Raw genomic sequence first — 16,147 nt, 5'->3', positions numbered from 1 at the left:
TTGAGTAGGCTCACCGCCCGCACCGCGGGTTTGCTGAGTGCCTGAAGCGGAAATCAACGGGCAGAATACAAGCATTTGTGCTTAATTTATAAGCCAACAGTTCTGGAAAAACATCTAAAAATACTTAAACAGGGTGATTCTAAATGAAACAACCGTGGTGGAAAAAAGCAGTAGTCTATCAAATTTATCCGAAAAGCTTTAACGACACGACAGGAAATGGAGTCGGAGACATTCCTGGAATTATTGCCAAGCTTGATTACTTAAAAGAATTAGGTGTGGACGTCGTCTGGCTGACACCCATTTATAGATCTCCACAGCGGGATAACGGATATGACATTAGCGACTATTTCAGCATCCATGAGGAATATGGAACGATGGCAGACTTTGATAAGCTCCTTGAAGAAGCCCATAATCGGGACATTAAAATTATTATGGATATCGTTGTTAACCATACTTCCACCGAACATCAATGGTTCCAGGAAGCAAAAAAATCAAAAGACAATCCATTCCGGGATTTTTATATCTGGAAAGATCCTAAGGAAGATGGAAGCGAGCCGACAAACTGGGAATCCAAATTTGGCGGAAATGCATGGCAATATGATGAAGCAACAGGCCAATACTATCTTCATCTTTTTGATGTTACACAGGCTGATCTAAATTGGGAAAATGAAGGCCTTCGCCGCAAAGTGTATGACATGATGGAATTCTGGTTTAAAAAAGGTGTAGATGGCTTTAGGCTTGATGTAATCAATCTGATTTCCAAAGATCAGGATTTTCCGGATGATGACGGCTCTGTACCTCCGGGTGACGGCAGAAAATTCTATACCGACGGCCCTCGTGTACACGAATTTATGCGTGAAATGAATGATAAAGTATTCTCAAAATACGATAGTATGACAGTTGGGGAAATGTCATCCACTACAATTGATCATTGTATAAAGTATTCCAACCCCGAGCGGGAAGAATTAAGCATGACTTTCAACTTTCATCATTTAAAAGTGGACTACCCTAATGGAGAGAAATGGGCACTCGCTGATTTTAATTTTACGGCATTAAAGCAAATTTTATCAAAATGGCAAACTGAAATGCACACTGGGGGAGGCTGGAATGCTTTATTCTGGTGCAATCATGATCAGCCCCGGGTTGTTTCAAGATATGGAGATGACAAACATTATCATCGTGAATCTGCTAAAATGCTGGCGACAGCCATTCATATGATGCAGGGAACTCCGTATATTTATCAGGGTGAAGAGTTTGGCATGACAAACCCCGGCTTTGAGAGGATTGAAGACTACAGAGATGTAGAATCACTGAATGTTTATTCTATTCTTAAGGAAAAAGGAATGACAGAGGAAGAAATAATTAACATTCTTAAAAGCAAATCTCGCGATAATTCCCGGACGCCTGTTCAGTGGAATAGTACTGAAAATGCCGGATTCTCCGATGGAACCCCATGGATTCCTGTCGCATCCAATTACAGGAAAATCAATGCCGAAAACGCATTGAAGGACGAGAATTCTATTTTCTATCATTATAAAAAGCTGATCCAGCTTCGAAAGCAGTACGATATAATTACCTATGGTGATTATGAACTGATTTCTGAAGATCATCCTGATGTATTTGCTTATGTTCGAAATGGTGATAATGAAAAACTTTTGGTCGTAAATAATTTTTATGGGAAAGAAACATCATTTACCCTTCCTGAACACATTCAAGCAGATGAATATATAAGAGAAATTTTACTTGCCAATTACGAGCAGTCACCTTCAGCTGCGGAGACCATCCAGTTAAGGCCATATGAATCCGTTATCTATTATTTAAAGAAATAGAAAAATCCCCCCGGTATACGGGAGGGTTCAGACTGTGGACAAACTCGATGAAAAACGAGATTGTCTGCAGTTTTTTTATTTAGCGTGTAATCGAGGCTGTTGATTTCCGTTCCAGGCGCTTCGCTTTCCTGCGGGCCGGCGCTGAGCCTCCTCGGCGCGTTCGCGCCTGCGGGGTCTCACCTGTCCAGCACTCCCGGGGAGTCTTCGCGCCTTCCACTCCAATCAACAGGCTTTCTGAATTTTGTATCGCATGTTCTCCAAGTCTTGATAGAATAGGAATATCAATTGCTTGAGGTAAGAAGATGCTTTTAAAGCATGGCATGCGCTGGACAACCCTGAGAGGGCTTAAAAAATTGTCGGCGCAGGCGATGCTTACTTTCGCTACCATCAATTTAAAAAAGATGGCCAGCTGGACATGGACGGAGCCTAAAAAGGTCTAGAAGGAGGCCAGAGGAAGATCGGTATATAAAGGAAAATGAGTGAAATTCACAAAAGGGCTTCGGAATGAGACCATTCCGAAGCCCTTTTGTCGACAAACTGAATCCTCCCCGGTATACGGGAGGATTTTCCATATTCCATAGCTCATTAAAACAGCATTCCTGCTATGGCGGCACTTAGCATAGATGCCAGGGCACCTGCAGCAACTGCCTTCAAGCCAAGCCGTGCAATGTCCTGCCTGCGGTTCGGAGCCAATCCGCCAAGTCCTCCCAGCAAAATACCCAATGAAGAAATATTGGCAAATCCGCAAAGGGCGAAGCTTACGATCGCCACCGTTTTATCAGATAAAGTCGGGATATCCGGCGCAAAAGCAGAATAAGCAACAAACTCATTCAATATTAGCTTCTGGCCAATATAATTTCCTGCCTGTACGGCTTCTGACCATGGAACTCCTATAGCAAACGCGAGTGGAGAAAACACATATCCAAGTATGATTTCGAGTGTCAATCCTTCTAACCCAAATAACCCTCCAACCCATCCAAGAAGCCCGTTAATTAAAGCAACTAAAGCAATAAAGGCCAGCAGCATCGCGCCGATATTTAAAGCGAGCTCCAGTCCGACACTTGCTCCTTTTGCGGCTGCATCAATGACATTTGCAGAATCGCTATCGACTTCCATATCAAATTCCTTAGGCTCTTCTTTATCTTCCGTTTCAGGAAGCATTATTTTGGCCAGGATCAATCCAGCGGGTGCAGCCATAAAGCTTGCAGCCAGAAGGTATTCGAGAGGCACTCCCAATAAAGAGTACCCAATTAAAACAGATCCCGCCACAGAAGCGAGGCCTCCGGTCATGACCGCAAATAACTCGGATTTTGTCATATTAGCAATATAAGGGCGGACCACTAGCGGTGCCTCCGTTTGGCCCACGAATATATTGGCTGCTGCCGACATGGATTCCGCTTTTCTGGTCCCGAGAAGCTTAGCCAGTCCCCCGCCGAGGATTTTAATGAAAAACTGCATAATCCTTAAGTAATAGAGGACGGAAATCAGTGATGAAAAAAAGATTACAACAGGCAAAACCTGAAATGCGAAAACGAAGGCAATGCCCGATTCATCTGTAAAAAGGCCGCCAAATAAAAAATTTATACCCTGATTGGCGTAATTGATTATGTCGTTTACCTTCATTGTGAGCCATTCCAATCCCTTTCTGCCGCCTTCCCACTTTAAAACGAGAAAGGCGAAAATCAGCTGAATGGCAAGCCCTCCCGCTACTGTTCTTAAACTTATCGCCCTTCTATTGCTTGAAAGCAGGAAGGCTATCCCTAAAACGACAATAATACCGAATATCCCCCAAATAAAATTCATGTTTACACCTCTTCAATATGTAGTAGTTTTTCCCGGCAAAAATCAGCAGGGAGAGTTCTGACCAGTAATCCTATTCCCTTATGAAACTGCTTGTAAAGCTCAATAGTTATATTATGTGCAAAAGGAATAAATTCATGAAAATACTATGCATGAAGAAAATAATGGGGATAAACGGAAAAAGATGAGCACGGCGCTCATCTTTCCGTATTTTTTTCAATATACTCGAATAAAAATGACTGGCCGTTCCTGTAAAACCGGGGATCGTAGAGTCCAAGCCTTTCATCATCATCAACTAGAACGACAAATGGAGACCATTCATAAAGGGTTTTAGCTTCAGGACGCTCAGAAAACAATTTGTCCAAATCCGCAGCTTCTTTTGATTGAAGCACATATTGGGCCTTCTTTTCGGTGAAAAGAGTATCATTGAATATGGTCACTTCGTCATCTTTCTTTGTAATAACCGAATAAGTCCATGGTATAAACTCTGCCGATAGGGCAACTTGTTCATAGTGATCGTTATACTGCTTATAAATGAGGTATCCCTGTGTGCTTTGGATTACCACGTGAAGAAGCATAAAAGCCCAAGCCATTTTAAAATAATAGGGAGATTTTGATTTATTCCTTTTTGTAAAGAAAAAGGCTGCTCCCATTATGATCCAAAATACTAAATCAACAATTGGAATCGTACCAAAAGTAACTCTCATAGTTGAAAATGGCTCCAAATAACCTGTGCCCCATGCATTGAATAAATCGCTTGTATTATGTATGAAAACTGCAAGCCATCCCAGCAAGAAAAGCTTCTTATCCTTGACTCTGAAAAGCAGGAAGGACAGCAGCAAAAACAGCAGAGCCCACACCGGAGTCAGGAAAACAGAATGGGTAATCCCCCTGTGCCACATCTGATAAAGTCCTTCTGTATCCCAGAAGCGCGAGATGACATCAATATCGGGAATTTGACTTGCCCCTACAGCGGTAAGCAGATACGCTTTCCTGGAGTTCTTATCCATCCTCTGTTTATCAACTGCACCATATAGGCTCAAGCCAAATAAAGTATGAGTAATTGTGTCCATTTTTAACCTCCCTTTTTACATTTAGTTTCCCTATTATAAGCCTCAAAAAGAGTAATAAAAAGAAATATGCAATCTTAAATGCGTTGCAAACTTGACTTGAGAGCGATAAAATTGAAGGTATTGCAATAATTAAGTGACGCATTGATTGCTTGATCAACAAATTTTCATATAAGTAAGTGAGGAACTACTATGCCCAAAAATTTTAATGAAGAAGTTTTATCCCGCCGCACGTTTGCGATTATTTCCCATCCGGATGCCGGTAAAACGACGCTTACCGAAAAGCTCCTATTGTTCGGTGGTGCCATTCGTGATGCAGGTACAGTTAAAGGGAAGAAGACAGGCAAATATGCGACAAGTGACTGGATGGAGATTGAGAAGCAGCGCGGAATTTCAGTAACCTCCAGCGTGATGCAGTTTGAATATGAGGGAGCGCGTGTTAATATTCTTGATACGCCTGGTCACCAGGATTTCAGTGAAGATACGTATCGCACGCTGACAGCCGTTGACAGTGCCGTTATGATCATCGACTCAGCTAAAGGTATTGAGGAGCAGACACTTAAATTATTCAAGGTCTGCCGCATGAGAGGAATTCCGATATTTACTTTTATGAATAAGCTTGACCGTCAGGGTAAAGCACCCCTTGAGCTCCTTGCTGAATTAGAAGAAGTTATGGGAATTGAATCATACCCAATGAATTGGCCAATCGGGATGGGAAAAGAATTCCTTGGGATCTATGATAGGTTTAATAATCGAATTGAGCAATTTAGAGTAGAGGAAGAGGACCGCTTTATTTCTTTAAATCAGGAAGGTGAAATAGAGGGGAACCATTCCATTAAGGATTCTGGCCTATATGATCAGACGCTTGAAGAGATTATGCTGTTAAATGAAGCGGGCAATGAGTTTTCAAGAGAGAGAATTGCAAATGGGGAACTGACTCCTGTGTTTTTTGGAAGCGCGCTGACCAACTTTGGTGTACAGACTTTCCTGGAGTCTTATCTGCAATTTGCACCGCCGCCGCAGCCGAGAAATTCGACTGCAGGGGAAATAGATCCGCTGTCAGAAGAATTTTCTGGCTTTATATTTAAAATTCAGGCCAATATGAACCCTGCACATCGCGACCGGATTGCATTCTTAAGAATTTGTTCAGGCCAATTTGAGCGGGGCATGGCTGTGAATATACCAAGAATCGGCAAGTCCATTAAGCTTGCGCAGTCCACTCAATTCATGGCTGATGACAGAAGTACAGTTGATTCTGCAGTCAGCGGAGATATCATCGGAATTTATGATCCGGGAACTTATCAAATAGGCGATACATTAACAGCCGGAAAAAATAACTTCCAATATGAGCGTCTTCCTCAATTTACACCTGAGCTTTTTGTTAAAGTAACAGCAAAAAATGTCATGAAGCAAAAACATTTTCATAAGGGCATTCAGCAGCTGGTTCAGGAAGGTGCCATCCAGCTGTTTAAGACAGTCAAAATGGAAGAATACCTCCTGGGTGCAGTGGGGCAGCTGCAGTTTGAAGTTTTTGAACACCGCATGAAAAATGAGTATAACACAGAAGTATATATGGAAAGACAGGGCTCCAAGATCGCACGCTGGGTAGAAGGCGATGAGGTCAACGAAAACCTTTCCAGCGGAAGAAGCCTCCTGGTTAAAGACCGTTACGGCAAAAATGTCTTTCTATTTGAAAATGACTTTGCACTCAGATGGTTCCAGGAAAAGAATCCTGATGTAAAATTATATAATCCGATGGACTCGGAATAAAGCTGGCGGCCCTTTATGGGCCGTTTTAGCTTCCATTTATTCCTTTCTCATTACTATTGACATATCTATCAATTGATAATATAGTAGTAACACGCACACTTTAACGCTAAAAAGCGTTTAAGTTAAAAAGCAGAAAGTGTAATCTCAATCAAAGATCTTGTCCGCAGCATAAGTAGAGTAATTGCCGGCAGCAAATAGAAACTGGATGGCTGATGAAAATCCAGGCAGCAATGGTCGAAATACAACTGCATTCAATATGGACAATACTTTTTAAGTGGGTAAGCAGCATTAGCTTATCAATTAGGGTGGTACCGCGGAGCTCCTTCGTCCCTATAGGCGAGAGGGCTCTTTTTGTTTGTATAAAATTACAGGCAAATTTAGGAGGAATACATTATGCATCATGATCAGTCAGCATTAAATTTAAAGCCCCTGGAGGCACTCATTGTCACTTTCATCATTTTAGGCGGAATCAGCTACTCGATTATTTTTGCCGGGGCAGTTCCTCATATTCCGGTTGTTTTCGCGATAATGGGGTTAATAGCTTACGGTTTAATAAGAAAAGTATCTATAACACAGCTGGAAAAGGGGCTTATTGAAGGTGCCCAGTCCGGATTAGGGGCTATTTTCATCTTCTTTTTAATCGGAATGCTGATAAGCAGCTGGATGGCGAGCGGCACGATTCCTACATTCATTTACATGGCTTTGGAAGTTGTTAATGGAGAGTTCTTTTATGCCATTGTTTTTGTGGTAGCATCAGTGATCGGCATGAGTATAGGAAGCTCACTTACAACAGCTGCTACATTGGGAGTGGCCTTTATGGGAGTCAGCTCTGCTTTGGGGCTCTCGGATGCAATTACGGCAGGTGCAGTTATTTCCGGCGCATTTTTTGGCGATAAAATGTCCCCCCTATCCGATACAACCAACCTGGCATCATCAACAGTTAAGGTGGATTTATTTGAGCATATCAAGACGATGGCCTGGACAACAATTCCTTCATTTATCATTTCTCTGGCAATCTTTGCTTTCCTGTCACCATCGGAGGCAGCATCTGATTTCTCAAAGATTGCCCAGCTGAAAAAAACTTTGCTGGATGAGGGACTGGTGCATTGGTACTCCCTCATTCCATTTGCCATTTTGACTATAATGGCCATTAAAAGAGTACCGGCAATTATTACGCTATCTGCTGGCATCGTATCTGCATTAATCTTTGCCGTTATCGTTCAAAGCAGCTTCAGCTTACAAAAAGTTTTGACATTGCTGTTTTCAGGATATGCTTCAAATAGCGGTTCAGAGGAAATTGACGCCCTTTTATCAAGAGGCGGCATGGAGAGCATGATGTTTTCGATTTCTTTGGTATTACTCGCGCTTTCTATGGGCGGTTTATTCTTTAAGCTTGGAATCCTTCCAGCTCTTCTGGAAGGGGTCAAAGGGTTTTTGAATCGGATATCAGCTCTAGTGGCGGCAGCAGCAGGAACAGCGATTGGGATTAATTTCCTCCTTGGCGAGCAGTACCTGTCTATTCTTCTAACAGGAAATGCTTTCAGAGAGCCTTTTGAAAAAGCCGGGCTGCACCCAAAGAATCTTTCCAGAATCCTTGAAGATGCAGGCACGGTAGTAAACCCATTAGTTCCGTGGAGTGTCTGCGGAGTATTTCTGACAGGTGTTTTAGGTGTAGAAACAACAGCTTATATGCCATTTGCATTATTCTGTCTGCTCAGTCCTGTAATCACCTTAATCTATGGATTTACTGGTTTGAAAATCGAAAAATTATAGAGGAAAGCAGCTGCTTAGGCTGCTTTTTTCTGTGGATTAGGAGCTGCTGTAATTTTTCATATTATAATTGACAGCACACTGATTGCTTGCATCGCAATAGCTGCTTTAATATAGTTAAAATGTGTTAATTTCTACATCCATCGATCCCAAGATTATCTCATCCAGTCATTGAAAGGAGCAGAATGTGTGCGAATAAGCGATTTTTCAATCAAAAGGCCAATTTTTACATTGGTTACGATGTTCTTAGTGCTTATTTTAGGAGTAGTCTCCCTCTTAAATATTCCATTAAAACTTATACCAGATCTTAATCCTCCTGTAGGAGTAGTAGTCACTTCGTATCCTGGAGCAAGTCCCGATGAAGTGGTGGAAAAAGTAACAAAGCCGCTGGAAGAAAATCTGGCAACATTGCCGGGGATTAAAACCTTGACTTCTACCTCACAGGAGAGCGCAAACTTCATTTTGATGCAATTTTCCTGGACTACAGATATTGATGAAATACAAAGTGAGGTCATTCAAAGACTGGATCAGACACAGCTTCCTGAAGAAGCTGATAAACCGCGATTTATGAAGTTCGATCCTGCTCAGTTTCCGATTATTCAATTATCTCTTAGTGCAGATGAGGAGCCTGAAGCATTAAGAAGGCTTGCTGAAGAACTGAACCTCGAGCTGTCTAAAGTTGAAGGAGTAGCAAGCGTAAATCTCTCCGGAACTGCGATTAAGGAAGTAAGAGTGGAGCTGGACCAGGAAAAGCTGAGAGATTTCAAACTTAGCCAGGCTGATGTTGTGGATGTAGTTGAATCCAATAATATATCAATGCCGGGTGATCCTGTTTTGACTGAGGGAAAAGAGCTGACAACCAGAATTATCAGCTCCATTGATTCCCTCGATACACTGAAAAAACTTACGGTAACAATTGATCCTGCAACAGGCAATAAAGTAAGCCTTGATGATATCTCAGAGGTTCAGCTGGCCAGCCAGGATGATCGAACCATTACACGCACAAACCAGGCTCCATCTGTCTTACTGAGTGTCCTCCAGCAGTCCGATGCTAATACGGCAGAGGTTTCAGACCAATTTATAAAGCAATTGGATAATCTTCTTGAAAAGGAACAGTTTGAAAATATTGAATCAGAAATTCTTTTCGACCAGGGGGATTACATAAGTCTTGCAATAGGAAATATCTCCAATTCACTGATTCTCGGCGGTATTTTTGCTATGATTGTGCTGTTTTTCTTTTTGAAAAATGTCAAAAGTCCACTCATCATCGGAATTTCTATTCCTTATTCAGTTATTTTCACATTTGTGTTAATGTATTTTTCCGATTTCACCTTAAATATTATGACTCTTGGCGGATTGGCGCTTGGAATAGGCATGCTGGTGGATAATTCCATCGTGGTTATTGAGAACATATACCGCCACTTATCAATGGGAAAAGATCCGAAAACGGCGGCAAGTGTTGGGGCAAAAGAAGTAGGAAGTGCAATTACGGCTTCCACCCTGACAACAGTTGCAGTATTCCTCCCAGTGGTATTTATAACTGGAATAATCGGAGAATTGTTTAAGGAGTTTGCCCTGACCATTTCCTTTAGCTTATTTGCATCTTTGGTTGTTGCCCTGACAATAGTGCCAATGCTTGCGAGCAGGCTTCTGAAGTCTCCAAGAACAAACACGGAGGCAAAAAGGCAGGAAACAGGCTTAATGCGATCACTTGAAAAATCGATCAAGTGGTCTTTGCGGAATCGTGCAGCGGTAATAGCTATTACCATGCTGTTATTGGCAGCGGGCAGCTTTGGATTGACCACAGTAGGCACACAATTCTTGCCAAATGCAGATGAGGGCTTTTTTACGGTGCGTATGGAGCTTGAGAACGGCACTGCACTTTCAGAAACAGAAAAGGCTGTATCAGCTTTAGAGGATGAACTAAAGGATGAAGAAGAAGTTGATACCTTTGTCAGTCTAATCGGAACTACACAGGAAGGGTCCTTCCGGGGCTCGAAAAATGCCAATATCGCTGAATTGTATATCAAAATGAAAGAGCTGGACCAGAGGGAAAGGTCTACTTTTGAATTTGTCGATGAGGTGAAAAAGGATCTGGAAAGTGCTGCATCAAAGGTTAATGAAACTGCAGAACTCTCATTTAATACACAGTCTACAGCAGGTACATCACCGAATACACTGACCTTCAGTGTGAGGGAAACAGATCCCAACCGACTAAAGGAAAATGTTGATAAAATCTATAATGCATTGAAAGACCTTGAGGATGTAACCGAATTATCGACTGATCTCATGGATACTGTTGAAGAAATTCAAATTACTGTGGACCGTGAAAAGGCTCTTGAAGAGGGTCTGGCTCCCGCCCAGGTAGCCATGGCAGTAAATGATGTAACCCGGGGCAATCGGGCTACACAAATGATAGATGATGAATCGAATATCTATGGCGTTTTTGTTGAGTACGATCGGGAAGTCACACAGGATATAGAGAATTTGAAGAAATTGCTTATTAAAAAACCTGATGGCAATTATGCCGCTCTGAGTGATGTAGCCAATATTGAGCGAGGAGAAGGACCGGTAAATATTCAGCGCATTAATCAGCAGGATGCTGTCCAATTTACATTAAAGTACAAATCTTCAACAAACATGGGTGCCATGTCAAAAGAAGTGGATAAAGAAATTGCCGATCTGAAATTGCCGGATGAAACAGAAATCGTTTTTAGCGGTGACAGAGAATTGCTGGAATCATCCATTGATGACCTGATTCTGGCATTTGTACTGGCAATCGTGTTTATTTATCTTGTCATGGCAGCCCAATTTGAGTCGCTTAAGTATCCGCTGGTTATCATGTTTACTGTGCCGCTCATGGTGATAGGCGTGGCAATTGCTCTTACAGCAACCCAAACACCTATTAGTTTAACAGCCATAATCGGGATTATTGTGCTTGCAGGAATTGTAGTTAATAATGCAATAGTGATTGTCGATTATATTAACCAAAAGAAAGAGCAGGGTCTTAAGAGCTACGATGCCATAATTATTTCAGTTAAGGACCGTGCAAGGCCAATATTCATGACGGCCTTAACTACTATACTTGGCTTAGTGCCTTTAGCACTTGGCATTGGAGAAGGAACAGAAATTAACCAGCCCATGGGAATTACTCTTATTGGCGGGCTGATCAGCAGTACATTCCTGACACTATTTGTCATACCAGTTGTATATAGCTTTTTTGACAAGGATACACGGCGATTAAATAAAATGTATGCAACACCGGATGGACACTTAGTGCCAGCTTACCTGCTTGAAGAAAGAGTGGACAAAAACTGGAATCACGATAATGACGAAGACAAAAAACAGCTTCAATCCTCTGAGGCTAAATCCTACAGCAGAGATGATATGGCAGCCATGCTGGAGGAGTTGTTAAAAATTGTAAAAAGGGATGATGATGATAAGAAAAACCAGAAACGGGATGATAATTTCTAGATCTGATAAAGGCTCCTTCTAATGAAGGGGTCTTATTTTTGCACTGAAGCCTAATTTTTAGATGGTGTTTCAGGAAAAAATCTGGAAAATAAATTGATAATTGACCAATTTTCAGAGCACAATAAAAGCATCGACTTGTAGCTGGTGGTAATGAAATGAAAAAACTCAGTAAATTAGAAGCGGTTTTTTGGAGTATTGCATTGCCGGGTTTTAGCCAATTATTGGCGGGGCAGCTGTGGAAGGGGACATTGTTTGTCGTCCTTGAATTTATCATTAATGTTTACAGCCATTTTAATTCGGCCATCATGTACAGTTTCATGGGCGAAATTGATAAAGCTGTTCATGTCCTTAATTATCAGTGGCTCATGTTTTATCCTTGTCTTTACATGTTTGCAATGTGGGATGCATACCGCAGTGCTATGCCGGAAAAGGAAGAATTATCATTCCTTCCTTTTGTATTCAGTGCCTATTTTGTCACAGTAGGTCTAATGTACTCAACAAAACTCAAATTGTTTGGGATTTTTTTTGGGCCGGTCTTTCTTCCTATGATCTTTGTTATTCCAGGTGTAGTAACCGGTCTTTTGATCAGGTGGGTCATTTTGAAATGGAGAAAGCATCAGGTACAAAGTTAAGGCGGCACATTCCTATATAAAGACGGTAACCATTTGACTCCTTAATTTAAAAAAGCTTTAGCACACTAATCAATTTAGTGTTTGTTAAAGCTTTTTTTCTTTTTTTAATAAATAATTTTCTAGAACCCCCAAAAATCTCTTCCATGAATCCGTACAGTTGTAATGAACAAAGCGGCCGCTTGTGATTAAATCATGAGGTGAAATCATTGAAATTTTTATCCGGCAAAGAAATGAATAAAATGGCAAAGAGTACATTGGCAGTAGTGATTGCAGGAGCATTCACATTCTCAGGAACAGCAGCCTTTGCAAGTGAAAATAGCGAAGAAGCAGATTTTGAAACAGTTGAATTAAAAAATGACCAATCAGCCAAAGCGATAGCTGAAACAAATAATGTTGAAGCAGAAGCCATTGACGATTCTACAGAAAAGCTTGATGAGATTGAATCAGAAACACCATCTTTATTGCCTGGAAGCTTTTTCTACTTTGCGAAGCTGGCTTTGGAAAAAGTAAAGCTTGCTCTAACTTTTGATGATGTTAAAGAGGCAAAATTGCTTGCCGGTTATGCTGCAGAGCGTATGGCTGAAGCAGAAGCCCTTTTTGCTGAAGGAAAGGAAGAAGAAGCATTAGCAGCAATAGAAAAAGCATTAGAACAAATGGAAAATGCTGAAAACATTGTTGAAGAAGCTAATGAAGACTCTGAACAGTCTAAATCAGATGATGAGAACAGCAGTGATCTAATTAGCGAAGACGAATCAGCTGAGGATGAGGCATCTGAAGAGGATGTTCAGGCTGAGGATGATGTCGATGATGAGCTTGATTCTGATAATGACACAGTGGACAAGGAAACGGAAGAAGAAGTAAAAGAAATCCTTGCTCAAAATATCATTACCCTAAAGGCAAATCTGGCTAAGTTTTCAGATAGGTTCGATGAAAATCATCCTGCTATTTTAGCGATGCAAAAGAACATTGCTAAGTTCTCTGAAAAATGGTCTGACCAATTGATCGGCCTGGAAAAAGGATATGCAGGAAATGACCAGGATGGGCAGGCTGCAGAAGAGCCTGAACCAGTTAAATCTGAAGAAGCTTTTTCAGAAATGGAATCAGCAGACGATTCAGCGAAAGAAATTGATGAATCAGCTTCTGAAGAAGAAGCTGTGACACGTGCAGTTCCCGTGAAGGTGTCTAAAGAATCAAAAAATGCAGCCAAGGCTGAGAAGAAAAAGGCACATGAAGAAGCAAAAGTTTTAGAAGCCAATAAGAGAGCGGAAGCAAAGGCTGCACGTGAAGAAGCTAGAAAAGCAGCAAAAGAAGCACGCGAAGCAGCTAAAGAAGCTGAAAGAGAAGCACGTGAGGCAGCTAGAAAAGCAGCAAAAGAACAGCAGGCAAAGAAAGTTGAAGAAAAGCAGACTGAGGCAAAAAGCCATGCCAGCAAGGGAAAAGAGAGAGCTGAACAGGCAAAAGGTCAAGGGAAAGAGAATAAAGGCAACTAATTTTATCTGGAAAGGAAAGCACTGCAAGGCTTTCTTTTCCTTAGCCAATAAAACCACCCAAAAAAAAATAATCTGGACACCGTATGGTATAATGTGTTTTGAAAAGAGGTGGGGCTATTGCTAAGCTTATTGTTTATGGCGAAGAAGCGGAAGAAATCGCTCGAAGAAACGGTAGAGTTAATACAGCAGGGAGATACAGCATTAAATAATGAGCTAATAGAGTCATATAAGCCGTTTATTGCTAAAACAGTATCATCAGTCTGCAAGAGATATATTCATGAATCTGATGATGAATTTAGCATTGGCCTCATAGCCTTTAATGAAGCTATTCAAAAGTACAGTCCTGATAAGGGTAGTTCATTGATCAGTTTTTCGGAAGTACTTATTAAAAGGCGGGTTATTGATTATATCCGTAAGCAATCCAAATTTCAAAATCTCAGCTTTAATGGAGTCTCTAAACTGGAAGATGATGATACGGCCAGCTCGGCAATAGAAGACGAATTGTCCATTGAAGATTACAGAAAAAAAACAGATGAAGAACTGAGGAAAGAAGAAATTTTCCAGTTTACACAGATTCTTCAGGAATTCGGCCTTACCTTCAGCGATCTGATCGAACAATCCCCAAAACATGCGGATGCACGAAAAAATGCGATGACTGTAGCCAAAATTCTGGTTGAAAATGAAGAACTCAAAAGTATTCTTTTTGACAAAAAAAAGCTGCCAATAAAGCAGCTGGAGGGTTATGTATCTTTAAGCAGAAAAACAATAGAGAGAAATAGAAAATATATAATTGCCATATCACTGATATTAACTGGCGATTATGTCTTTTTAAAGGATTATATCAAAGGGGTGTTGGAAACGTGAAAACAGGTATAATCATGGAAATAAACGAACGTTTTTTAACACTATTAACCCCGGAAGGAGAATTTCTGCGTGCCCGAAAACAAGATCGGGCATACGCAATAGGCCAGGAAATTGCCTTCTTCCCAATAGAACTGAAAGACGGAAAGTTGTCGCGTCCTCTATTAATTTTTAGATTGTCCAGAGGAAAAGGATTAATGGCAACAGCATTTGCGTTGATGCTCGCAATCGTGTCTTTTCTGCCGTTTTTGCAAAACGACGAAGTGTACGCTTATATGTCAATAGACGTCAATCCGAGTATTGAATTAGGGGTCAATCAGGAATATCAGGTAGTAGAACTCATTCCTTATAATGAAGAAGGAAAACTTATTATCCAGAACATCAAGAACTGGAAAAAGAACAGCATTCATGAAGTGGCTGACAAAATTCTCCTTCAGATAAAGAAGCAGGGCTATTTAAAGGAAAATAACGAAATAGTCATTGCAGCCGTTTATACAGAACAGATTAAAGAAGCGGATGAGCACATTCAGAAAGAGTTAGCAGATATAAAACAAGCTGCACAAAAAGAGCAGCTTGAAGTAACTTTACTGGAAGCAAGTGAAGAGGAAAGAGAAGCCGCTATTGAAAAAGGACTGTCAGCCGGGATATATAAAGAAAGTAAATTAAAGGCTGACGATGACAGGAAGGAATATTCTGAACCTGTAAATCCTAATAAACAGGCAGATAAAGAAACACAATCTCCTCCAAAACCTGCAGAAAATACCCAAAGCCAATTAAAAAAGCAGGGGAATAAAGGAGTTAATAAAGAAGAACCTGCTGTTCCGGGGCAATTAAAGAAATCTGAGAACCAGCAAAAACAGCAGAATAACAGCGGGAAAAACAATGGAAATAATCATGAAAAAAGACACGATCATGATGGAAAGAATGATCAGGGAAATAAGATAAAAGTCCAAGAACATCCGAATCATCCAAGCGAAAAAAAAAATAACAAGGGTATTGAAAATAGAAATAATCCTGAGAGAAGTTCCAAAGAACATGATAATGGGAAAAACAGAGGCTGGAAAGGTCATGAGAAAAACCAGAAGAATAGTGACAATTCCAATAAAGGCAGCGGAAACAATCAAGGGAAGCATGATGATAGAGGAAAATGATAAAATCAAAGTCCGGAGCAGGCTCCGGACTTTTTCCATTTATATGAAGTTGTTATTGTTTATTCTGGCCGGACATTTGGGCTTGAGCTTGCTGGACAAGCCGCTTAGTAATTTCTCCGCCTACAGATCCGTTAGCCCGGGATACTGTATCAGAGCCTAATTGAACACCAAATTCCTGGGCAATTTCATATTTAACCTGGTCCATGTATTGTTCAATGCCAGGAACTAAAAGCTTATTGCTGCTTCTTGCCATTGTATTCAACTCCTTTTTATTGGTCTTACAGAGTTACCATCCCTCTG

General features: G+C 41.0%; 11 protein-coding genes and 1 pseudogene. 9 read left to right on the top strand and 3 right to left on the bottom strand.

Features of this window, described 5'->3' with window-relative positions; translation table 11 throughout:
• Positions 1-143 precede the first annotated feature (143 nt).
• On the top strand, positions 144-1,829 hold the full coding sequence (treC, locus tag AC3WTL_RS09125) for an alpha,alpha-phosphotrehalase (protein ID WP_248346746.1): 1,686 nt from the start codon (positions 144-146) through the stop codon (positions 1,827-1,829).
• 311 nt (positions 1,830-2,140) lie between these two features.
• A pseudogene (locus tag AC3WTL_RS09120) lies at positions 2,141-2,269 on the top strand (transposase); the annotation flags it as partial.
• Between the two features lie 145 nt (positions 2,270-2,414).
• Here the strand turns inward: AC3WTL_RS09120 and AC3WTL_RS09115 are convergent.
• The gene (locus tag AC3WTL_RS09115) at positions 2,415-3,632 is read right to left on the bottom strand and encodes a NupC/NupG family nucleoside CNT transporter (protein WP_252221368.1); all 1,218 of its coding nucleotides are present in this window, start codon (positions 3,630-3,632) and stop codon (positions 2,415-2,417) included.
• A 194-nt stretch (positions 3,633-3,826) separates the two neighbouring features.
• Positions 3,827-4,702 carry a metal-dependent hydrolase gene (locus AC3WTL_RS09110; RefSeq protein ID WP_248346748.1) on the bottom strand — a complete coding sequence of 292 codons (876 nt, stop codon included), beginning with the start codon at positions 4,700-4,702 and terminating at the stop codon, positions 3,827-3,829.
• Positions 4,703-4,891: 189 nt separating this feature from the next.
• Here AC3WTL_RS09110 and AC3WTL_RS09105 point away from each other — a divergent pair, with 189 nt between their 5' ends.
• From AC3WTL_RS09105 to AC3WTL_RS09075, 7 genes are all read left to right on the top strand, one after another.
• A complete protein-coding gene (locus AC3WTL_RS09105; RefSeq protein ID WP_197214703.1) occupies positions 4,892-6,469 on the top strand; it encodes a peptide chain release factor 3 in 1,578 nt (525 codons plus the stop codon).
• Between the two features lie 393 nt (positions 6,470-6,862).
• On the top strand, positions 6,863-8,242 hold the full coding sequence (nhaC, locus tag AC3WTL_RS09100; protein WP_492369305.1) for a Na+/H+ antiporter NhaC: 1,380 nt from the start codon (positions 6,863-6,865) through the stop codon (positions 8,240-8,242).
• Positions 8,243-8,428: 186 nt separating this feature from the next.
• Entirely contained in the window at positions 8,429-11,713 is a 3,285-nt protein-coding gene (locus tag AC3WTL_RS09095; RefSeq protein WP_492369304.1) for an efflux RND transporter permease subunit, read from the top strand.
• A gap of 155 nt (positions 11,714-11,868) precedes the next feature.
• Entirely contained in the window at positions 11,869-12,345 is a 477-nt protein-coding gene (locus tag AC3WTL_RS09090; RefSeq protein WP_492369303.1) for a hypothetical protein, read from the top strand.
• Between the two features lie 206 nt (positions 12,346-12,551).
• The gene (locus AC3WTL_RS09085; RefSeq protein ID WP_492369302.1) at positions 12,552-13,835 is read left to right on the top strand and encodes a DUF5667 domain-containing protein; all 1,284 of its coding nucleotides are present in this window, start codon (positions 12,552-12,554) and stop codon (positions 13,833-13,835) included.
• 117 nt (positions 13,836-13,952) lie between these two features.
• Positions 13,953-14,699 carry an RNA polymerase sigma factor SigI gene (gene sigI / locus AC3WTL_RS09080; protein ID WP_048011656.1) on the top strand — a complete coding sequence of 249 codons (747 nt, stop codon included), beginning with the start codon at positions 13,953-13,955 and terminating at the stop codon, positions 14,697-14,699.
• Positions 14,696-15,847 carry an anti-sigma factor domain-containing protein gene (locus tag AC3WTL_RS09075; protein WP_492369301.1) on the top strand — a complete coding sequence of 384 codons (1,152 nt, stop codon included), beginning with the start codon at positions 14,696-14,698 and terminating at the stop codon, positions 15,845-15,847. Before sigI ends, AC3WTL_RS09075 begins: the two co-directional genes overlap by 4 nt.
• Positions 15,848-15,899: 52 nt before the next feature.
• Here the strand turns inward: AC3WTL_RS09075 and AC3WTL_RS09070 are convergent, their stop codons facing one another.
• On the bottom strand, positions 15,900-16,100 hold the full coding sequence (locus AC3WTL_RS09070; RefSeq protein WP_048011658.1) for an alpha/beta-type small acid-soluble spore protein: 201 nt from the start codon (positions 16,098-16,100) through the stop codon (positions 15,900-15,902).
• Between the last annotated feature and the right edge of the window lie 47 nt (positions 16,101-16,147).

Source organism: Cytobacillus sp. EB106-05-05-XG126, assembly GCF_058791715.1.
Note: the sequence above shows the minus strand (reverse complement) of the source record. Positions and strands in the feature narration are given on the sequence as shown.